The sequence below is a fragment of the Rhizobium sp. BK112 genome, assembly GCF_014193215.1.
GTDB classification, from domain to species: domain Bacteria; phylum Pseudomonadota; class Alphaproteobacteria; order Rhizobiales; family Rhizobiaceae; genus Rhizobium; species Rhizobium anhuiense.
Genome location: NZ_JACHYZ010000002.1, coordinates 731,297 through 749,743, shown reverse-complemented (window position 1 = coordinate 749,743; position 18,447 = coordinate 731,297). Strand labels below are relative to the sequence as shown.

Below are 18,447 nucleotides of genomic sequence, written 5' to 3'. Positions count from 1 at the left end.
GAAACGACCGAATTTCCCGTTTTGAGGCATCTGGAAGCGTCTTTGCCTTTTGTGGTTAATAGCAGGTAAGCGACGGATTTTCCTCATATTTCAGCATTGCGTTAACTCCTGTGGCAAGGCGAGCCGGCAAAAGCCCTGCAATTGCAAGGAGGTCCTGCCCTGATGCTTAACGCCGATCGCTCGCATTCGACTAAAATGTCCCTCAAATGCCGTTCGCTAAAATTTGAACTAAATTTGCCGCAAATGCGCGTGAGTTTCGAAAAGCGGCATTCGCAACTTGGCGGTAGGGTGAAAACACACCGGACAACCGGCCTGATTCGGCGACAAGAACCGGACGGGAAACAGGATGGGCAACGACAATGTGGTTTCTGATCAAAGGATCCTTCTGGTTTGGCCTTGTGCTCGTGCTTCTCTCCGTCTTCAGCACGGAGAGTTCCGACAAGTTCGCCAGCGGCCCGCAATTGCAGCTTTCTGACGCCTTCACCGCGGCCAGCGGCGCCTATGACTATCTCACCGGCATGTGCTCGGAAAAACCCGAGGTCTGCGCCAAGGGCGGCGAAACCCTCACCGCACTCGGTTACCGGGCCCGCGAGGGCGCCCGCGTCGCCTATGAACTTCTCGACAGCCAGTTCAAGGACGAGGCGCCGGCGACCGCTAAGCTTGGCGAACCGCAGACGCCGGTCGCACTCAACATGCCTTCGCTGGCAGCACCCACCATCCAGGAAAAGGTGCGCGAGGCAAAGGCCGCGCTCAACCAGCCGATGCCTTACCGCCCGCCCGTCGAGGATGATGCCGCAGCCGAGACGGTGGTAACGGGCGCGATTCCGCTGCCGACGCCAAAGCCGGCGATCTGACGAAATTTCGCGGGCACCCGCCCGCAGTGCCTTTCGGTTTTACAGCTTGCATCGGTGGTCCGCATGACGCGGAGATGCCCCATGCCTGACGTGCCTGCCCTGTTTAATTCAGCATGTTGCTGCGTCGTGAGGATGCCCATCCCTCACGGCGTTTTTTCTATTGTTTGCGCAATTCCTGGCCAAACCGCTTCGCGCTTTGCCTGGGAAAACCGCTTCACACTTTTCCTGGAATTGCTCCGGTCTGCGCAATTCCCGGCAAAACCGCTTCGCGCTTTGCCTGGGAAAACCGCTTCACACTTTTCCTGGAATTGCTTTAGTGGTTCAAAACTGCCGGTCTTTCACCTATATGCACATCTAGAGCATTTCCTCACGCATTCCGGACGCAAAACCGCTGCGCACTTTTGCTGGAACTGCTTTAACAGTGAAAGGCTTCTCCATGGCATCCCTCGACCAGATCATCGACGACTTCGCTTTCCTGGACGATTGGGAAGACCGCTACCGCTATGTCATCGAACTCGGCAAGGCGCTGCCCGACCTGGCCGAGGAGAAGCGCACCTCCGAGAACAAGGTGATGGGCTGCGCCAGCCAGGTCTGGCTGGTGACGCATACGACAGGCGATCCCGACAACCCGGTCATGAGTTTCGAGGGTGATTCCGACGCCCATATCGTGCGCGGTCTCGTCGCCATCGTGCTGGCCACCTATTCCGGCAAGCCGGCATCCGAAATTGCCGGGCTCGATGCCTTCGAGATTTTCTCGAAGATCGGGCTGGTGGAGAACCTATCATCGCAGCGCTCGAACGGACTGCGCTCGATGGTGAACCGGATCCGCGAAGAGGCGAAAGTCCGCGTCGCGGCTTGAACGCGATCATGGCCGATCGGCTTTGAAGCAAACAGGCGGTGGATTCGCAAGCGCCCGCTCTGGTGAATCCAGTATATTCACACTTTCTCATAGTATAGGAATACATTCTAAGTCCGCCGGCAAAGCATAAGACGGGATCGCGCACGCTCTCTGGACATCCGCACGAATCATTTGCGCAGGCTCGAAATACTGGAAAGATTATTTTCCTCGCCTTGAAACGGCACACAAAAACATGAGACCGGCCCCTCACTCTAACCTACCGGGTTCGAGCCACAGGGTCTCGACCCATCCTTCGGCCCCCGTAAACGGGGCGAAGGTGATGCCGCGCCTGCGCGAACCGGACAGCAATGGCATGACGCCGTGTCGAGAGCGAAGTTCCACAAATTGAAAAGCCGGGCACTAGGCCCGGCTCTTGTCGTCGACGCTTTCGAAAAAGCTCAGCCGCGGCCGCGCTTGCGGCGCTGACCCAGGCCCATTTCCTTTGCCAGGCGCGAACGCGCTTCGGCATAGGCGGGCGCTACCATCGGGTAATCGGTCGGCAGGTCCCACTTCTCGCGGTATTCTTCCGGCGAGAGGCTGTGATGCGTCATCAGGTGACGCTTGAGGGACTTGAAGTTGCCGCCGCATTCCAAACACGTGATCTGCTCGTCCTGTACGGACTTGCGGACAGAAACTGCAGGCTTCTGCTTTTCGACGATCGCCGCAGCAGGCTGCGGAACGGACGTGTTGCTCAGTGCCGAATGCACGTCGGAAATCAGATTGGCCAAGTCGCTGACCGGTACAACATGGTTGCTGACATAAGCCGCGACGATGTCGGCCGTCAGTTCCACAAGCAGCTCCGGCGCATTGCCGGTCGCTATATCCGTCATATTCTTTCTCCTGTTAGCATGCTCAAACGGTCTTTGACTGACACGTCAAAGACCCGCCTCGTAGAAGCGAACAGCAAAAGTACAGGAAGCGACCTTCTGTTTCGAAAAACGCGAAATCCACCCCTAGATTCCGAAGACCGATACCTATTCTTATACTGCCTGACTGGAAACCACTACGTCATGCTCCACGCGACGGCCTCAGTTTAGACATTAAAAATCAAAACTGAGGGACTTGGAAGCAGTACGATTGCAATTCACAATCAGAACTCTACTTGCATTTTCAAATACCATCGTTTGGCCAAAAGGCCAATTATTATTTGTCGTTTTTCTTGAGAAAAAATGACAGATGAAGAATTGAAGGGCTTTCCGGCAAGCTTTACTCACAGCTTCCTGTGCATAAGTTTTGCATAAATCTGGTAAAGTCGCCAAACAGCACAGGCTCAGCGATCCGGCATATCGTCACGAACCGAGAGTGCAGCCAGATCATATCCCGAATGATGGGCAGCTCTGGCAAGCAGATGGGCAGACACCGGCGCCGTCAGCAGGAAGAAGACGAAGCCGGCAATGGCGCGGGCGAGAATCGCCAGATCTTGCGAATAGAGGCCGGCGGCAAGCAGCAGCAGGCCTGAGCCGACCGTACCGGCCTTCGAGGCCGAGTGCATGCGCATGTAGAGATCGGGCAATCTGATCAGGCCGATCGCCGCCGCCAGCGCAAAGAACGCACCGGCAATCAGCAACGCAGCGGTGATCGCAGCCACGAGATAATCCATCATCGCGTCTTGCCCCCTGCCCGGCGCTTATTCCCGCCACCCTTTGCTGCAGCTGCGGAAGGCGGCGATTTGATGTTGCCGCGCGACAGCACGAATCGGGCGAAGGCGACCGTCGCCAGGAAGCCAACGAGACCGAGCGAGATGGCGATATCGATATAGAGCGAAAAGCCGGTTTTGACCGCGATGACGCTGATGAAACCGATGGCGATGCCGGTCAGCATGTCGAGCGCCAGGATACGATCCGGCAATGTCGGCCCGGCGACGACGCGCCAGACCGTCAGAATCAGCGCCAGGCCGAGGATGATGAGTGCGGCCGAGGATGCGACCGCGACGATGGCGGCAGGTGTGATCACCGGAAGGCCTCCATGATCTTGCGTTCAAAACCGTTGGCGATGTCACGCTTGCTCGCCTCCGCATCGGAACAATCGAGCGCGTGGACATAGAGCGTGCGGCGATCTGTGGAGACGTCGACCGAAAGCGTGCCGGGCGTCAGGGTGATGAGGTTTGCGAGCAAGGTGATCTCGAAATCGCTCGTCACCGTCAAAGGGAAGGCGAAGATGCCGGGCTTCAGCTTCATATCGGGCGAGAGCACGGTGACCGTGACCTTCCAGGCCGACAGCGACAATTCCTTCAGGAACAAAGCGGCGAGCGAGAGCAGCGGGCCGATGCGAGGGATATGCCCCCCCTTGCCGCCGAAAGAGTCGCGGATGACGACCAGCGCCAGGGCCCCAAGCAGGAAGCCGAAGACGAGATTGTGCAGCGAGGCGCTGCCGGTGACGGCGACCCAGGCAATGGCCAGCAGCAGGTTGAAGAGGAAGGCGATCACCGCGCGCCTCCCGGGAAGACCGAATGAAGATAGGCCCCTGGTTCGACAAGGCCGGCGGCCGCCGATTGCGACAGCGCCAGCAGCCGCTCCGGCAGGATGCCGAAGCCGATGACCAGCGCCGTCAGCGCGGCGAGCGGCAGGCCGGTGCGCCAGTTCGCTCTCGACGGAGCGAGCACCATCGCCGCCGGGCGCCAATAGACGAGCAGGAAGAGGCGGCCGAAGGCGATCGTCGTCAAAAAACCGCCGACGAGAATCGCCGCCGCCAGCCACCAGGCGCCGCTATCGAGCGAGGCCTTGACGAGCATGACTTTCGGCCAGAAGCCGGAAAAGGGCGGCAAGCCGCAGGCAGCCAGGAAGAGCACCAGGGAGAGCGCGGTGAAGCCGCCGCTTTGCCGGTAGAGCCCGCCGAGGGCTGACAGTGAAAAGCCGCCGCCGCGCCGGGCGATCTCGCCGGCGGCAAGATAAAGTGCGGTCATCAGCACCATGGAATGGAGCGCATAGAAGACCGCGCCGCTGATGCCGCCAAGGCCGCTGACGCCGCCGAGAGCGACGCCGGCGAGCATGTTGCCGATGCCCGATATGACGACATAGCCGAACAGCCTGCGGATATCGTTTTCGGCAAGAGCGCCGAGAGCGCCGACGACAATGGTAGCGGCAGCGGTGAGCGCGATCAGCGGACTCAGTTCCGCGCGTTCCACCGGCAGCAGCATGACGATCACCCGTATCAGCGCGTAGATGCCGACCTTGGTGAGCAGGCCGGCAAACAGCGCGGAGACCACGATGCGCGGCGTATGATAGGCGGCGGGCAGCCAGAAATTCACCGGGAAGGCGGCCGCCTTCATACCGAAGGCGAGCAGGAAGAGGCTCGCCAGCGTCATCAGCGGTGCGGTGCCGCGCAAATCCCTCGCTCTTGCGGCGATATCGGCCATGTTGAGCGTGCCGAAGGCAGCATAGAGAATGCCGACGCCGATCAGGAACAGCGTCGTGGCGATGAGATTGAGCACCGCATATTTCAGCGCGCCGTCGATCTGTTCACGTTCGGAGCCGAGGATGATCAGCCCGAAGGAAGAGATCAGCAGCACCTCGAACCAGACATAGAGATTGAAGATATCGCCTGTGAGAAAGGCGCCGGTGACGCCGCCCATCAGCAGCATGAGCAGCGGGAAGAACCCGTACCGCCGGCCGCTCTGACCGATATCGGCCAGCGCATAGATGCCGCCGGCGAGCGCCGCAAGAGCTGCTGTGAAGGTCATCAGCGCACCGAAGAGATCGACGGTGAAGGCGATGCCGAAGGGCGGCAGCCAGCGCCCCATGACCATGGTCAGCGGCCCTTCGGCTGCGACCTTGGCGAGCAGCGCCGCATCGATCAGCGCCAGGCCCGCAAGCCCTGATATGGCAAGCCAGGCCTGCACACGTGGATAGCCACGGAGCATCAGCAGAACCGCACCGAGCGTGATGCAATGGGCGACCGGCAGGATGGCGAGCCAATGGGCGAGCGGCACCGGGGCGGCGATCAGGGCATCGGAGAGATCGACGGTGGTTGGGGCGGCCATCAGGTGACGCCTCCACTACCGCGAGAAAGGGTTTGCCATGGGGCAAGCATCCGCACCAGCATCCGCCTCAATACCCCAATGGCGGCAGCGGCCGGTCGTCGGGCTCGGCGGCGCGCATGTCGTTGGTGTCGTCGGTGCCGAGGTCCTGATAGGCGCGATAGGTCAGCACCAGCAGGAAGGCGAGGAAGGAGAAGGAGATGACGATCGCCGTCAGGATGAGGGCCTGCGGCAGCGGGTTGGCCGCACCTACGGGCAAGGTTTCGAGACCCGCCGGAATGATCGGCGGCACCCCGCGCGTCAGCCGGCCACCGGTGAAGAGCAGCAGGTTGACGGCATTGCCGAGGATGGCGATGCCGAGCACGATGCGGATCGAGAATTTCGACAACAAGAGATAGATGGCGGCGGCGAAGAACAGGCCGACGAGGATCGAAAGAAGCGGCTCCATCATCCCACCTCCTTTTCTTCCAATGCCAGCGCGATCGAGGTGATGGCGCCGAGCACGACGAGATAGACGCCGACATCGAAGAGCATGACGCTCGACAGCGGCACTTCGAGACCGAAGAGGTTCGGATAGATCCAGAGGCCGGTCATGAAGGGAACGGCAAAGAGGATGGAGAGAAGGCCGGCAAGGGTCGACAGCAGCAGGCCGAAGCCGGCAATCGACAGCGGATGGAAGAACAGCGCCCGGCGAACGGCGGCAACGCCGCTGGCAATGCCGTAGATCGCCAGTCCCGAGGCGGCGATCAGCCCGCCGATGAAGCCGCCGCCCGGCTCGTTGTGGCCGCGCAGCAGCACGAAGACGGAAAACAGCAGCATCAGCGCGGTGAGGAACGGGGCGACGGTGCGGAAGATCAGGGTGTTCATCGGATCAGCCCTCCACCCCGGGATCATTGGCGGCAAGCTTGCGCTCACTGCCGGCGCGGATACGGATCAGCGCCAATATGGCGAGGCCGGTGACGGCGACGACGGCGATTTCGCCGAGCGTGTCGGTGCCGCGGAAATCGACGATGATGACGTTGACGACATTGGCGCCGTGGGCAATCGATTTCGAATAGGCGTTGAAGAAGACCGTCAGCGCGTCGTTGAACGGCGCCTCGGTCGCCCGCATCAGCAGAAGCGCGAAGCCGAGGCCGCAGACGAGCGCAAGCGCACCGTCGAAGAGCCTGCGGCCGAGCGGGCGCCGGTCGGCGGGCGAGAGGCGAAGCCTGGTCATGACGAGGGCGAGGATGACCACCGACAGCGTTTCGACCATGAACTGGGTGAAGGCGAGATCCGGCGCACCAAACAGCAGGAAGATGATGGCGACGGCGAAACCCTGGATGCCGAGCGAGACGATCGCCGTCAGCCGGTCGCGGGCGACGAGCACGGCGGCAAGGCCGAAGGCGGCGATCAGGAAGACCGCCCATTCATGCAGCCTGACATCGGCCGGCCAGGCGGGAAGACGCGGCAGTTCGCCATAGACGACAAGCGGGACGATGAGGATGGCGGCAACGCAGAGGAAAGTGCAGGTGACATAGATCTCGAGCCGCCCCGGCTGGAGCACACGCATGGCGCGGGCGGCGAAGCGGACAAGGCCGGATATGGCGAGGTCGAAACCGTGATCCGGCCCGCGCCCGGCCGCACGCAGGAGGACGGCCATCGCCGAGCGGGCGGGCGCGAGCTGCCAGTAGACGCCGATGCCGACGAGCACGGTCAGAGCGGAGAGTGCCAAAGGCAGGCCGAGATGCGGCGTCAGCGAAATGTCGATTTCCACAGGGGTCTGGCGGATGGCGGCTGATATCGGCGAGGACAGAACGGCATGGGTGAAAGTCGAAAAGACCGCCGCGAGCAGGCCGAGGATGGCGAGAACGGCCGGGCCGAGCCAGAGCAGGACGGGCGCTTCGTGCGGATGTTTCGGCGTCTCCACCGGCTGGCCGAGGAAGGGCTTCAGCGCCACGGCGAAGGCGATCGCGAACATCAGCGCATTGCCGAAGACGGTTATGGCGGTGAAGGTCAGCGCGCGGATGTCGCCGCCGATAAGGGCGGTATAGATCTCCTCCTTGGCGAGGAAGCCGAAGAAGGGCGGCAGGCCGGCCATGGAGAAAGCCGCCGCGAGCGCAATGATCCAAGTCAGCGGCATCGCCCGCATCAGGCCGCGGAGCCTGGTGATATCGCGTGTGCCGGTCTCGTGATCGATGATGCCGGCGACCATGAAGAGCGCGCCCTTGAACAGCGAATGCGCCACCAGATAGAGGGCCGCCGCCTCCACCGCATGTTCCGAGCCGAAGCCGATCAGCATGACCAGCAGCCCGAGCGATGAGACGGTGGTATAGGCAAGCTTGAGCTTCAGGTCTGTCTGGCGGATGGCGAGCGTGGTGCCGACCACCAGCGTCAGCCCGCCGAAGAAGGGCAGAAGGATTTCCCAGGCAGCCGTCGCCCCCATGACGGGATTGAGCCGCATCAAGAGATAGACGCCGGCTTTCACCATGGTGGCCGAATGCAGGTAGGCCGAAACCGGCGTCGGCGCCTCCATGGCGTTCGGCAGCCAGAAATGAAAGGGAAACTGCGCCGACTTGGTGAAGGCACCGCCCAGGACCAGGATGAGGGCGGCGAGATAGAGCGGACTTTCGCGCACGACATCGCCGAAGCCTGTGAGCTCAGACATCTGCGTGACGCCTGTGATGTTCCAGAGCAGCAGCAGGCCGGCCAACAGGCAGAGCCCTCCCCCGCCGGTCACAACAAGCGCCTGCAGGGCGGCGCGGCGAGCCGCTTCCCGCTCGTGATCGAAACCGATCAGCAGGAAGGAGGTGATCGATGTCAGTTCCCAGAAGATGAAGAGCATCAGGAAACTGTCGGAAACGACGAGGCCGAGCATCGCGCCCATGAAGAGAAAGATGAAGGAGAAGAAGCGGCCCTGATCCTTGTGTCCCTTGAGATAGCCGCCGGCGTAAAGCACGATCAGGGTGCCGATGCCGGTGATCAGCAGCGCGAAAGCCAGCGACAGGCCGTCGAGGAACCAGGAGAAGGAGAGATGATAGCTCGGTACCCAGGCATACCCGCCGGTGACGACCTGGCCGCGCGCGATCTGCGGGACGAAACGCAGGAAATGCAGGAAGGCGAGCAGGGGCGCGATCGCCAGAAGCCAGGCCCCGTTGGCACCGAGCATGCGGATGACGAAGGGGGCGGCAAGAGCGCCGGCGAGCGGGAGACACAGGGCCAGAAATGTCAGAGCCGTGACATCGGCCATGTCTCCTCCCCAACCGCAAAAGAAACGAAATGCCAGCGAAAACCGGCCTGTCTTCATGACTTAGGCGAAACGGGAGGGCGCCTCAAGCGATTTCGGCCGCAGGCAAAGCTGCAGGTGTGTTCGAAGCGGTTCAGACCGCAGACCGGGCCGTCGATCAGGCCGTCGGCCGGGCCGTCGATCAGGCCGTCGGCCGGGAAAGACGCGTCAGCAGCCGGGAGACGCAGCCGTGCAGGACGAAGACCAGAAGCGTCAGCGGCCAGAGCAGGCAGGCGAAGAGGCCGGCGAGACGATGGAGCGTCAAGCCGTCATGGTTGGCCCAGCCTTCCAAAAGCGTGACCGCCATGGCGGCCACGGCGACGAGGCCGTAGAGCAGGACGATTGCTGCTTCAAACACCAGTGATTCCCCAATGCACGTAACATTAACCCTAACAGAAAACCCCTAACGGATGTAAGAGCAAGCGTCCTCCCCCAAAAGCGGTACACGGCGAATTGGGCAGGATGGTGCCCAAGACTTGATGAATCGGTGACGGCGCACCACATTTTGCGCGAAACGGAACCGCCCCTCGGCGAAAGGAGCATGGCATGTCCGAAACTGCAACCACCGCCAAGATCCACAAGACCGATGCCGAATGGAAAGAGCAGCTCACGCCTGAGCAATACCGCATCACGCGCCAGCACGGCACCGAACGCGCCTTCACCGGCCCCTATTGGGATTCCTTCGAGACAGGGCTTTACCGCTGCGTCGGCTGCAATGCCCCGCTTTTCCGCTCCGACACCAAATTCGATGCCGGCTGCGGCTGGCCAAGCTATTTCGAGGCAGTCTCGCCCGATGCGGTGACCGAACATCGCGACACGACCTTTGGCATGGTGCGCACCGAAATCCGCTGCGGCGCCTGCGAGGCCCATCTCGGCCACGTCTTTCCCGACGGCCCGCCGCCGACCGGCCTGCGCTACTGCATCAACGGCCATTCCATGGTGTTCGAACCCGGAAAGTAAGTGCTGAGCCGCGCCATCGGCAAGCGGCTCGTCCGGATGCAATGAGCCGCTGATCTTCTGTGTCGTTCACGCTATCGACGGACCGGCAGTCCCAGGAGAAGCCAATGGCGGGAGATATCCTGAAGACCGATCGGCTGGTGCTGCGGGAGATCACGCCTGCCGACCTGCCGTTTCTCCACCGCATTTTCAGCGATGCCGAATCCATGCGTTATTACCCCGGCATCAAGAGTTTCGACGAAACCGCGCTCTGGTTTCAGAGGCTCGCCTTCGACAGTTATGCCAGTCACGGTTTCGGCCTCTGGGCGGTGACGGACCGGCAGAGCGGCGCGTTGCTCGGAGATTGCGGCATAACGATGCAGGAAACGTCTGCGGGGCTGGAACCTGAGATCGGCTATCATCTGTGGCGCGACCATTGGGGCAAGGGCTATGCGGTCGAGGCAGCCACCGCATGCCGGGACCACGCGCTTGATACCTTTAGTCTTGCGCGCATCGTCTCCATCGTCAGGCCCGACAACACTCCCTCGCGGCGCGTTGCGGAGCGGGTGCACCGGAGGCGGGAAACATTCGCCAAAACAGGCAGCCCCGATGGCGGCATGATGGAATTCTACCTCTACATCACGGACGCGGCGTAGAGCGGTAAGGACCCATCACTCGTGGTCGGCGGGACAGGGCCAGCTTGTCGGGGCGGAGAGGCCGGCCGGCAGCTTGGTCGAGGCATCGCCGCAGGCAAGGTCGATCTGCGCCTGTTCGAGCCCGGTTGCGGCCGAGAGGTCGAGACCTTCGATGCGGGTCAAGAACATGAAGGCGCGTTCGAACATCGCCGGGCCTTCGAGGGCCGCGCCGGAGAGATCGGCGCGGGAGAGATTGGCGAAAGAGAATTTCGTCCCCGTCAGCACGGCCTTGTCGAAATCGGCGCGGCCGAGTTCGGCCTTTTCGAAGCTTGCGCCGGCAAGCCGGGCGCCGGCGAAATTGGCCCGCTGCAACTCGGCGCCGGCAAAGGAAGCGCCTTCGGCGATGATATTGGCGAAGCTGGCGCGATAGGCCTCGATCTTGGCGAAGTTGGCGCCTTCGGCATGGGCGCCCTCGAGCGAGGCGCGCACCAAGGTCGCCTTCTCGAGATTGGCGGATTTGACGTTGGCGCCGGCGAGATCGGTCAGCGAGAAATCGGTGCCGAAGAGATTGGCGCCTTCGAGATCACTGCCCTGCAGCATCAGGTTCTTCTTGGTGCATTCCTGCCAGTCGAGCTTTGGCGATGCCAGGCTGCCGCAATCGGCGGCGCGTGCTGCAACCGGCGGAAATGCCAGTAGAATGAGGGCAAGGAGACCGAGCGACGATCTGTGCATTGCCATTGAACTGTTCACCTCCGTGACATTCTGAAGCCGCCTCCGGCGAAGCAGGCTTCTTCCACTTTCTTACACAGCTCAGACTACAATAAAAAGATGGCAAGCGCCCTTCACAATGGGTTGCCGGACGACTCCAGAGGCAAGCGAAGCTCCATGCAGGTAAGGTCCAGCCAGCGGCCGAACTTGGTGCCGACCTCGGAAAATCTGCCGGCGATGCGGAAACCGAGCTTTTCGTGCAGCCTGATCGAGGCGGTGTTCTCAGCCTCGATGCCGGCGATCATCACATGGATATTGGCGGCCGCGGCACGTGCGATCAGTTCCCGCATCAGGCGCTCGCCGATGCCGGCACCGCGGCAATCCTTGTCGACATAGACGGAATGCTCCACCGTGTGGCGGTAACCGTCGAAGGCCCGCCAGTCACCATAGGAGGCGTAACCCGCGACCTTGCCCGCCATCTCGGCAACGATGACGGGAAAGCCGCGCGCCTTGCGCGCCTTGAACCATTCCAGCCGATTTTCAAGATCGACCAGCGTGTCGTTCCAGATTGCCGTCGTGTGCTCGACGGCGTGATTGTAGATATCGCGGATGGCGGAAAGATCGGCTTCGGTGGCGTCGCGGAGGAGGACAGCGTCTGTCATGATGCTCAGGTTCACATTGTCTGCCAAGGCGGCATACGCCCGACCCCGACAGATGTAAACGGCCGTCGTTCAGACACCCGGCGCCGGCAGGCTGAAACAGGTGAAGACGGCCGAATAATGCACCGCCGCAGCGGTGACGACGAAACCGTGCCAGATGGCGTTCTGGAAGCGCAGCTTCTCCCAGACATGGAAGATGACGCCGAGCGAATAGATGACGCCGCCGATGACGATCAGCAGCATCGAGGCCGAGGGAATGCGCGCGGCGACAGGTCCGGCCACCAGCACGCCGCTCCAGCCCATGGCGAGATAAAGCAGGATGGCGAGGCGGTCGTAGCGCCCGGGAAAGACGCATTTCAGGATAATGCCGATAGCGGCGAACAGCCAGATCGCGACCAGCATGAAGAGGAGCAGTGGATCGTCGGCGCCGCGTTCGAGGAAGGGCGTGTAGGTGGCGGCGATCAGCAGGAAGATCGCCGAATGGTCGAAGCGGCGCAGGTACCATTTCGTACGCGAGACCGGCCAGGCGTTGTAGGAAAAGGAAATGGCCAGCGTCAGCACCAGCCCGACGCCATAGATCCAGGCGGCGGCGAGCGCGCCGTAGGAGCTCCAGACCGTGGCGTAGAAAATCAGGACGGTGGCGCCGATCAGCGCCAGCACGAGACCGACGCCGTGGACGATACCGTCGGCGATCAGTTCATATCTGTCGTAAGCCCAGCGAATGCCGTTGAACTCGGCCATGCACGCCAATCCGTTTCATACCCCGGTTGCAATCGTCGCATCGAACGGGTGGAGGCGCAACTGCGGCAAAGCGCACCGGCGGTAAATCTTCGTGACAGCCAGGCAGGCAGTCTGCGCTGCCTTTGATGGTACGCGGACAAGGACTGCGGCCGACGCACGACACGCCGAACAGGCAGTGGCCCAGGATCAAATCTTCTGCCGGTCGACCAGCACCGAGCATTTGGCATGGCGCACGACCCGATCGGCAGTGGCGCCGATGAAGTAGTTGGAAAAGTCCGGAACGTGCGAGGCGACGATGATGAGATCGGCGCCGTGGCTTTCGGCGGTCGAGATGATGGCTTTGGCAGGTGGACCGTTGCGGATCTCGACGGTTGCCGTGACGCCGGTGGTCGCGAGCAGCGCTTGCAGCTTGTCGCGGCTGTCCTGCATGGCGTCCTCGACCATATTGGCCGGCAGTTCGATCGCGACATAGCTCGGCACATCTTCGATGACGTTAAGCGCGATGATCTCGCCGCCGTCATCGAGCAAGGACGCGGCCTTGCGGAGGATCTTTTCTCCCTTTTCGATACCGCCGAGCGCGATCGCTACGATGATCTTCCTGTACATGGCTTCCCTCCATGACTGAGATATATAAGCTTCCTCTAAAGAAGATATGAGCGCATTGATCGCAATCAAGTGGGCGCAAGCCATCGTCAACATCTGCTCAACGCTTCATCGTCAAAAACGGGTCTTCTGTGAACAATCGGAATGCGCCATATAGGGGTCAAGTACGGCAGCCAGGGAGATAAAGACGAATGAACCGGCGAAACTTCCTTGAGCTTGCCACGGGCGGCGTGTTTGCCGCCACAGCCGGTACGCCTTCCCTTTCACGGGCCAATTCTCCAGGAGAGTCATCCATGACGAGCGAAACTTCCTATGCGCTGACGCGGCCTGCCTATATCGATCAGTCGCATCTCGTCGTGACCGACCTCGGCCTGGTGTCCGGCTTCTATCAATCGATGCTCGGCCTGAAGGTGATCGAGAAGACGGCGAGCGGCGAAGTGCTGGGTGTCGGCGATCTGCCGTTGCTGACGCTGACCACGGCAAAAGATGCTGCGATCGCGCCCCGCAATGCCGCCGGCCTTTTCCACACCGCCTTCCTGGTGCCGAACCGGGTCGAACTCGCACGCTGGCTGCGCCATGCGGCACACAATAATGTCGTGCTCGACGGCGCCTCGGATCATCTCGTCAGCGAGGCGATCTATCTGTCCGATCCCGAAGGCAATGGCATCGAGATCTATGCCGACCGGCCGCACGAACAATGGAAGTTCCACCAGGATGGCATGGTGGAGATGGCGACGCTGCGCCTCGACCTCCAGGCGCTCTACAACAGTGCGCCAGATGAGCGCTGGGACGGCATGGCTGCGGGGACGGCGATCGGCCACCTGCATCTGCAGGTCGGCGACATCCCGCAGGCCGACGCCTTCTACCACGACGTTCTCGGCCTCAAGCTGATGGCGCGTTATCCCGGCGCGAGCTTCTTTGCGACCGGCGGCTACCATCACCATCTCGCCGCCAATATCTGGAACAGCCGCGGCGCCACGGCGCGCGCCGGCAACATGACCGGGCTTTCGGACTACAAGGTCCGCTTCAATGACAAGGCGACGCTGGATGCGGCAGTCTCCAAGCTCGATGCACTGGAGATCAAGAGCGAGAAGCGCGACGGCGGCGTATTCCTCAAGGATCCCTGGGGCATCGGCCTGACGCTTTCGGCATAATTTCCAGGTCGCGTCGGGTCAGCCATAACGGTTGAAGAGGCTTGCGCCATGGAGCAATGCCGTCGACGCAAAGACATGCGGCATGCAGCGTATCGGATGGTCAGTCCCGTCACGGAACCGGAACCCTGTCAGCGCGTTTCCGTGAGGAAGCAATGGGGCTTCGGGGACCTCACCGCATGGGCATCGCCAATGGCATCCGCAAACAAGCAAAGAAGATCGCAATCGGCGAACGCCACACCAGCGCCTGGGCACAGTCGCTGAAGGAAGCCGCGGAAGAGCTGCCGCCGCCGCCGCTGCACCGTCTGGAAAAGGACGGGCTCGATGTCACCATGGCCTGGGCGATCATCGGCATCTTCGGCATTCTCTTCCTTGCCGCCGTCTACCTGATGTCGCTCATCCTCATTCCGATCACGCTCGCCGTCGTCGTCGGCATGATCCTCGGCATGGCGGCGGAAAAGCTCAGCAAGATGGGCGTGCCGCGGCTTGCCAACGCCTTCATGCTGTCGAGCGGCGTGGCGCTGGTGATCTTCCTGCTTATCAACTCGCTCGCCGACCCGCTGATGACGTTTGCCAATGAAGGCCCGGCCTTCGCCGAGCGAACCATCAACCGCGTCATGCCTTATCTCGAGCGCATCAGATGGCTGCATATTACGCCAGCGACATTCGAAAGCGGGTCGATGTCGATCGGTGCACTGCTCGAAAACACTGGCAACGTGCTGCATGTGGTGACGAGCAGCCTGACGCCGGCGCTGGTGCAGGGGATGATATTCTTTGCGGCGCTGCTGTTCTTCCTCGCTGGTCGGGTCAACCTACGCAAAACGATCATCATGACCTTCCGCACCCGCACGCAACGGCTGGCAGCCATCCGCGTCATCAACGCTGTCGAGCAGGTGCTCGGCTTCTATTTCGCGACGGCCTCGCTGATCTATGTCGGGCTCGGCGTCGTCATGACCGTTATCGCCTATGCCGGCGGGCTGTCTGCCCCGGTGCTCTGGGGCTTCTTCGCCTTCCTCTCGAGCTTCATCCCTTACCTTGGCATCACGCTGATGACGCTTGCCGTCGCGGTCGCCGGCATCCTCACCCATGATGGCTTTCTCATCGGCCTGATGCCGGCCGCGGCCTTCTTCACGGTGCATCTCCTCATGGAGAACCTGATCTTTCCCGCAGTGATGGGGCGGCGGTTGGAAATCAATCCCTTCGTCGTTTTTCTCGCCATCCTGTTCTGGACATGGATGTGGGGTGCCGTCGGCGCCATGCTGGCGCTGCCGCTGTCGCTGATCGTCATGACTGTTATCGACGAACTGCTGATCGAGGAAAAACCGCAGCCGCAATTGCCGAAATGATCAACCGGGGGGACGTTCGTGGCAGCTGATCTCGATCTTGCCGAATCCGATCACGACCAGATGGTCAGCGGCCGTTCTCTCTGGGGGAAAAGCGGCATACGACCGGAATGGCGGCCGATCGCGCAGAGCTTTTCCACCGACGTCGCGGTGATCGGCGGCGGCATCACCGGCGCATTGGTTGCCGAACATCTGACGGCGCGCGGTTTTTCCGTTGTTGTCATCGACCGGGAGCAGCCCGGTTTCGGCAGCACCGCGGCGAGCACGGCGATGCTGCAATGGGAAATCGACAGCACGCTCACCGAGCTCGAGGATTATTATGGCTTCGAGCGCGCGGCCGGCATCTACCGCCGCAGCGGTGCCGCGGTGGCCGGCCTTTCCAAGCTGATCGCCACCAATGGGATTGCCTGCGGCTTCCGGCCGCGCAACACGCTCTATCTCGCCGCCAATCAGGAAGGCGCACGCAATCTCCTGGAGGAGCGCCAGCTTCGCCGCCGGGCCGGCCTGCCCGGCGTCTATCTCGAACATCCCGATCTCTTCACCCAATTCGAACTCGACCGGGATGGCGCGATCTATTCGCCGGGCTCGGCGGAATGCGATCCGTTGCTTCTCACCTGGGCGCTGCTGGAGATGGCGATACGGCGCGGCGCGCGGCTGGTCAACGCTTCCGTGACGGCACTTCACAGCGAAGGCGATCACGTCACGATGGAGACGGATGGAGGCCATCTGATCGAGACGCGGCATGTCGTGCTGGCGACCGGCTATTCGATGCCGGGCCTCGACATGCCGAAGCTGCATCGGTCGAGTTCGAGCTGGGCGCTCGCCACCGTGCCGCAGGACCCGGCACATTTCTGGCGCGACAGGGCGCTGATCTGGGAGGACAGCCACCCCTATCTCTACATGCGGACGACCGCGGACAATCGCATCGTCGCCGGCGGCGAGGATGACGAGACGATCGACGCGCAGACGCGCGACCGCAAGCTGCCGGCCAAGATCACGGCGATCCGGGAGAAGATGAAGCGGCTGTGGCCGAAGGCGGATACGCGGGTGGAACACGCCTGGAGCGGCACCTTCGGTGAGACGGTCGACGGCCTGCCGCTGATCGGCCCGGTGCCGGAGACGCCGCATGTGTTCGCCGCCTATGGCTACGGCGGCAACGGCATCACCTTTTCCTATCTCGCCGCGCAGATGATCGGCGCCATGCTGGCCGGCATGCAGCGCGACTGGTTCGAGGATTTCGCGCTCGACAGGGACGGACCGGGTTTGCGCCGTTTTGGAGAGGATGTGGTGCGGGTGGGCAAGGAGCTGAGGTAAGGTCTCATATTGACTGTCGTGGCGTGGGCGCCCCCCTGGCATACCTTCAGCCGCAAAATCACTCCGTCGTCTTGTCGTCGCCAGTGTCCTCGACGTCCTCGAGGCGGACGAACTCGGTCCCCTTGGCCTTCAGATCGACCAACGCCTTGGCCACCCCCTCGCCGGCCGCATGGGTCGGCTGGTTGACGTGGGAGATGACGACATCGCCATCCCTGGCCGAAGCGATGCGCCTTTCGGTGATCGCGGCTCCCAGCAGCGAGCCGCCGTCGCCGTTCACCGAATAACCGGCAATGCGATAACCCATGGCGCGGATCTCGCCGATGGCGGAAAGATCGTATTTGGCGGTCGAGCCGCGGAACCAGTGCGGCGCCGGAATGCCGGCCGCGACCATGGCGGCAGCGCCGCCTTCAACTTCCTGCCGCACCGCCTGCGGTGATCCGGCGGAAGCGATGCCATAGATCAGCGTCGGCGTGTCGACGGCCGGAATATGGTTCTCGCCATGGTTTTCGAGTTCGAAGAGATCGGGATTCTGCAGGAACACGGCGACGGCAGCGGGATTGCGCTTCAGCCAGCGGGCGGTGACGAAGATCGTCGCCGGGATGCGTTCCCGCACCAGCGTCGACAGGATGCGCTCGTCCGCCTGGCCCATGCAGGCATCAAAGGTCAGCGCAATGCGGGCGTGGCCGGCAAGATTGGAGCGGGCGATATGCAGATGCGGCTCGACGAGCTTTGGCGCCGGCGCCTTCGGGGCCGGGCTGATTACGGCCGAGGCCGGTCCAACGGCGGCAGGCAGCGTTGGCGGCACTTCATCCGCCAATGCCGCGGACATGTTGGCCAGTAGGAACGCCGAAGCGAGCAGGATGCGGTTCATATTGTGGATTTCTACGATTCGATCCGGCAGTTCTAACGGTTGGGTTTGCCCGGCGCCATGTGGCCGGATGTCACCGCACCCGTTTGGGCGGACGGAGCCGCATCAATCGTAAAGATAATACTTGTCCCACTTCTCGCGCGGCACCTTCTCGCCGATCTCGTAGTTGAGCTCGCGCACGTTGATATGCTGCGGACCGGTGATGCAATTGTAGGAGAGATGATACCAGTCGCCCTTGCTGCGGAAGACCGCGCCCGGCGCCTGCAGCGAATTGTCGCCGGGGATCGGGTCCTTGAACGTATAGGCGATGACCTTGTCGGGCTTGAAGCCGGTGCTGTCCTTGTTGATGCGGCTCATCGCCTCGGTGTCGCAGCTCTGTTCCAGCCGGGTCGAGGGATCGAGTTTTTCCAGCTGCTTCTTGATGGCGGGATCGACGGCGAAGGCGGGGGCAGCAAGGCTTGCGAGGGATACAAACAGGAGCAGACGTTTCGGCATT

General features: G+C 62.0%; 22 protein-coding genes. 7 read left to right on the top strand and 15 right to left on the bottom strand.

The window, feature by feature from the left end; all coding sequences use genetic code 11:
• The first annotated feature begins 359 nt into the window (after positions 1-359).
• Entirely contained in the window at positions 360-854 is a 495-nt protein-coding gene (locus FHT75_RS09170; protein ID WP_028757572.1) for a DUF5330 domain-containing protein, read from the top strand.
• A gap of 436 nt (positions 855-1,290) precedes the next feature.
• Complete coding sequence (locus tag FHT75_RS09165) at positions 1,291-1,713, top strand: SufE family protein (protein ID WP_028757571.1); 423 nt, start codon at positions 1,291-1,293, stop codon at positions 1,711-1,713.
• 437 nt (positions 1,714-2,150) lie between these two features.
• Here FHT75_RS09165 and FHT75_RS09160 read toward each other — a convergent pair whose 3' ends face one another.
• The 9 genes from FHT75_RS09160 to FHT75_RS09120 form a co-directional block, all read right to left on the bottom strand.
• Positions 2,151-2,582, bottom strand: a complete 432-nt coding sequence (locus FHT75_RS09160; RefSeq protein WP_003557810.1) for a MucR family transcriptional regulator — start codon at positions 2,580-2,582, stop codon at positions 2,151-2,153.
• 440 nt (positions 2,583-3,022) lie between these two features.
• Positions 3,023-3,355 (bottom strand): monovalent cation/H(+) antiporter subunit G, encoded by a 333-nt coding sequence (gene mnhG / locus FHT75_RS09155; RefSeq protein WP_097630690.1) that lies wholly within the window; start codon positions 3,353-3,355, stop codon positions 3,023-3,025.
• Complete coding sequence (locus FHT75_RS09150; protein ID WP_183844658.1) at positions 3,352-3,705, bottom strand: cation:proton antiporter; 354 nt, start codon at positions 3,703-3,705, stop codon at positions 3,352-3,354. The genes mnhG and FHT75_RS09150 overlap by 4 nt, the downstream gene beginning before the upstream one ends.
• Entirely contained in the window at positions 3,702-4,178 is a 477-nt protein-coding gene (locus FHT75_RS09145; RefSeq protein ID WP_048338353.1) for a Na+/H+ antiporter subunit E, read from the bottom strand. Before FHT75_RS09145 ends, FHT75_RS09150 begins: the two co-directional genes overlap by 4 nt.
• Entirely contained in the window at positions 4,175-5,731 is a 1,557-nt protein-coding gene (locus FHT75_RS09140) for a Na+/H+ antiporter subunit D (protein ID WP_183844659.1), read from the bottom strand. Before FHT75_RS09140 ends, FHT75_RS09145 begins: the two co-directional genes overlap by 4 nt.
• Positions 5,732-5,798: 67 nt before the next feature.
• Positions 5,799-6,179 (bottom strand): Na+/H+ antiporter subunit C, encoded by a 381-nt coding sequence (locus FHT75_RS09135; RefSeq protein ID WP_373289070.1) that lies wholly within the window; start codon positions 6,177-6,179, stop codon positions 5,799-5,801.
• Entirely contained in the window at positions 6,176-6,595 is a 420-nt protein-coding gene (locus FHT75_RS09130; RefSeq protein WP_028757652.1) for a Na(+)/H(+) antiporter subunit B, read from the bottom strand. Before FHT75_RS09130 ends, FHT75_RS09135 begins: the two co-directional genes overlap by 4 nt.
• A gap of 4 nt (positions 6,596-6,599) precedes the next feature.
• Complete coding sequence (locus FHT75_RS09125; RefSeq protein ID WP_183844660.1) at positions 6,600-8,957, bottom strand: putative monovalent cation/H+ antiporter subunit A; 2,358 nt, start codon at positions 8,955-8,957, stop codon at positions 6,600-6,602.
• Between the two features lie 178 nt (positions 8,958-9,135).
• Complete coding sequence (locus FHT75_RS09120; RefSeq protein WP_063476648.1) at positions 9,136-9,351, bottom strand: hypothetical protein; 216 nt, start codon at positions 9,349-9,351, stop codon at positions 9,136-9,138.
• Positions 9,352-9,539: 188 nt separating this feature from the next.
• Between FHT75_RS09120 and msrB the strand changes: the two genes are divergently transcribed.
• Together msrB and FHT75_RS09110 are read left to right on the top strand one after the other, a co-directional pair.
• Complete coding sequence (msrB, locus tag FHT75_RS09115) at positions 9,540-9,953, top strand: peptide-methionine (R)-S-oxide reductase MsrB (protein WP_025570650.1); 414 nt, start codon at positions 9,540-9,542, stop codon at positions 9,951-9,953.
• Positions 9,954-10,057: 104 nt separating this feature from the next.
• Positions 10,058-10,585 carry a GNAT family N-acetyltransferase gene (locus tag FHT75_RS09110; RefSeq protein WP_028756901.1) on the top strand — a complete coding sequence of 176 codons (528 nt, stop codon included), beginning with the start codon at positions 10,058-10,060 and terminating at the stop codon, positions 10,583-10,585.
• A gap of 15 nt (positions 10,586-10,600) precedes the next feature.
• On the opposite strand, the gene FHT75_RS09105 is transcribed toward FHT75_RS09110, so the two are convergent.
• The 4 genes from FHT75_RS09105 to FHT75_RS09090 all read right to left on the bottom strand — a co-directional run bounded on the left by FHT75_RS09105 (position 10,601) and on the right by FHT75_RS09090 (position 13,278).
• Complete coding sequence (locus tag FHT75_RS09105; RefSeq protein WP_028756900.1) at positions 10,601-11,302, bottom strand: pentapeptide repeat-containing protein; 702 nt, start codon at positions 11,300-11,302, stop codon at positions 10,601-10,603.
• Between the two features lie 104 nt (positions 11,303-11,406).
• Positions 11,407-11,934 (bottom strand): GNAT family N-acetyltransferase, encoded by a 528-nt coding sequence (locus FHT75_RS09100; RefSeq protein ID WP_025570645.1) that lies wholly within the window; start codon positions 11,932-11,934, stop codon positions 11,407-11,409.
• A gap of 69 nt (positions 11,935-12,003) precedes the next feature.
• A complete protein-coding gene (gene trhA, locus FHT75_RS09095; RefSeq protein ID WP_028756898.1) occupies positions 12,004-12,672 on the bottom strand; it encodes a PAQR family membrane homeostasis protein TrhA in 669 nt (222 codons plus the stop codon).
• Positions 12,673-12,858: 186 nt separating this feature from the next.
• Positions 12,859-13,278, bottom strand: coding sequence for a universal stress protein (locus FHT75_RS09090; RefSeq protein WP_028756897.1), 420 nt, complete (start codon positions 13,276-13,278; stop codon positions 12,859-12,861).
• A 290-nt stretch (positions 13,279-13,568) separates the two neighbouring features.
• Between FHT75_RS09090 and FHT75_RS09085 the strand changes: the two genes are divergently transcribed.
• From FHT75_RS09085 to FHT75_RS09075, 3 genes are all read left to right on the top strand, one after another.
• Positions 13,569-14,429, top strand: a complete 861-nt coding sequence (locus tag FHT75_RS09085) for a VOC family protein (RefSeq protein WP_063476647.1) — start codon at positions 13,569-13,571, stop codon at positions 14,427-14,429.
• Between the two features lie 176 nt (positions 14,430-14,605).
• Positions 14,606-15,772, top strand: a complete 1,167-nt coding sequence (locus tag FHT75_RS09080) for an AI-2E family transporter (protein ID WP_029868211.1) — start codon at positions 14,606-14,608, stop codon at positions 15,770-15,772.
• 18 nt (positions 15,773-15,790) lie between these two features.
• A complete protein-coding gene (locus tag FHT75_RS09075) occupies positions 15,791-17,083 on the top strand; it encodes an NAD(P)/FAD-dependent oxidoreductase (protein WP_063476646.1) in 1,293 nt (430 codons plus the stop codon).
• 58 nt (positions 17,084-17,141) lie between these two features.
• On the opposite strand, the gene FHT75_RS09070 is transcribed toward FHT75_RS09075, so the two are convergent.
• Positions 17,142-17,954 carry a polysaccharide deacetylase family protein gene (locus FHT75_RS09070; RefSeq protein ID WP_063476645.1) on the bottom strand — a complete coding sequence of 271 codons (813 nt, stop codon included), beginning with the start codon at positions 17,952-17,954 and terminating at the stop codon, positions 17,142-17,144.
• A gap of 102 nt (positions 17,955-18,056) precedes the next feature.
• On the bottom strand, positions 18,057-18,446 hold the full coding sequence (locus FHT75_RS09065; protein ID WP_025570167.1) for a DUF930 domain-containing protein: 390 nt from the start codon (positions 18,444-18,446) through the stop codon (positions 18,057-18,059).
• Position 18,447: the final 1 nt, after the last annotated feature.

What these genes read in the sequence shown, in the direction of transcription:
- FHT75_RS09110 (WP_028756901.1), top strand. Translation starts at nt 10,058, where the DNA reads ATGGCGGGAGATATCCTGAAGACCGATCGGCTGGTGCTGCGGGAGATC.
- FHT75_RS09090 (WP_028756897.1), bottom strand. Translation starts at nt 13,278, where the DNA reads ATGTACAGGAAGATCATCGTAGCGATCGCGCTCGGCGGTATCGAAAAG.
- FHT75_RS09160 (WP_003557810.1), bottom strand. Translation starts at nt 2,582, where the DNA reads ATGACGGATATAGCGACCGGCAATGCGCCGGAGCTGCTTGTGGAACTG.
- FHT75_RS09085 (WP_063476647.1), top strand. Translation starts at nt 13,569, where the DNA reads ATGACGAGCGAAACTTCCTATGCGCTGACGCGGCCTGCCTATATCGAT.
- FHT75_RS09065 (WP_025570167.1), bottom strand. Translation starts at nt 18,446, where the DNA reads ATGCCGAAACGTCTGCTCCTGTTTGTATCCCTCGCAAGCCTTGCTGCC.
- FHT75_RS09165 (WP_028757571.1), top strand. Translation starts at nt 1,291, where the DNA reads ATGGCATCCCTCGACCAGATCATCGACGACTTCGCTTTCCTGGACGAT.
- FHT75_RS09125 (WP_183844660.1), bottom strand. Translation starts at nt 8,957, where the DNA reads ATGGCCGATGTCACGGCTCTGACATTTCTGGCCCTGTGTCTCCCGCTC.
- trhA (WP_028756898.1), bottom strand. Translation starts at nt 12,672, where the DNA reads ATGGCCGAGTTCAACGGCATTCGCTGGGCTTACGACAGATATGAACTG.
- mnhG (WP_097630690.1), bottom strand. Translation starts at nt 3,355, where the DNA reads ATGATGGATTATCTCGTGGCTGCGATCACCGCTGCGTTGCTGATTGCC.
- FHT75_RS09080 (WP_029868211.1), top strand. Translation starts at nt 14,606, where the DNA reads ATGGGCATCGCCAATGGCATCCGCAAACAAGCAAAGAAGATCGCAATC.
- FHT75_RS09070 (WP_063476645.1), bottom strand. Translation starts at nt 17,954, where the DNA reads ATGAACCGCATCCTGCTCGCTTCGGCGTTCCTACTGGCCAACATGTCC.
- FHT75_RS09100 (WP_025570645.1), bottom strand. Translation starts at nt 11,934, where the DNA reads ATGACAGACGCTGTCCTCCTCCGCGACGCCACCGAAGCCGATCTTTCC.
- FHT75_RS09130 (WP_028757652.1), bottom strand. Translation starts at nt 6,595, where the DNA reads ATGAACACCCTGATCTTCCGCACCGTCGCCCCGTTCCTCACCGCGCTG.
- FHT75_RS09140 (WP_183844659.1), bottom strand. Translation starts at nt 5,731, where the DNA reads ATGGCCGCCCCAACCACCGTCGATCTCTCCGATGCCCTGATCGCCGCC.
- msrB (WP_025570650.1), top strand. Translation starts at nt 9,540, where the DNA reads ATGTCCGAAACTGCAACCACCGCCAAGATCCACAAGACCGATGCCGAA.
- FHT75_RS09135 (WP_373289070.1), bottom strand. Translation starts at nt 6,179, where the DNA reads ATGATGGAGCCGCTTCTTTCGATCCTCGTCGGCCTGTTCTTCGCCGCC.
- FHT75_RS09170 (WP_028757572.1), top strand. Translation starts at nt 360, where the DNA reads ATGTGGTTTCTGATCAAAGGATCCTTCTGGTTTGGCCTTGTGCTCGTG.
- FHT75_RS09105 (WP_028756900.1), bottom strand. Translation starts at nt 11,302, where the DNA reads ATGGCAATGCACAGATCGTCGCTCGGTCTCCTTGCCCTCATTCTACTG.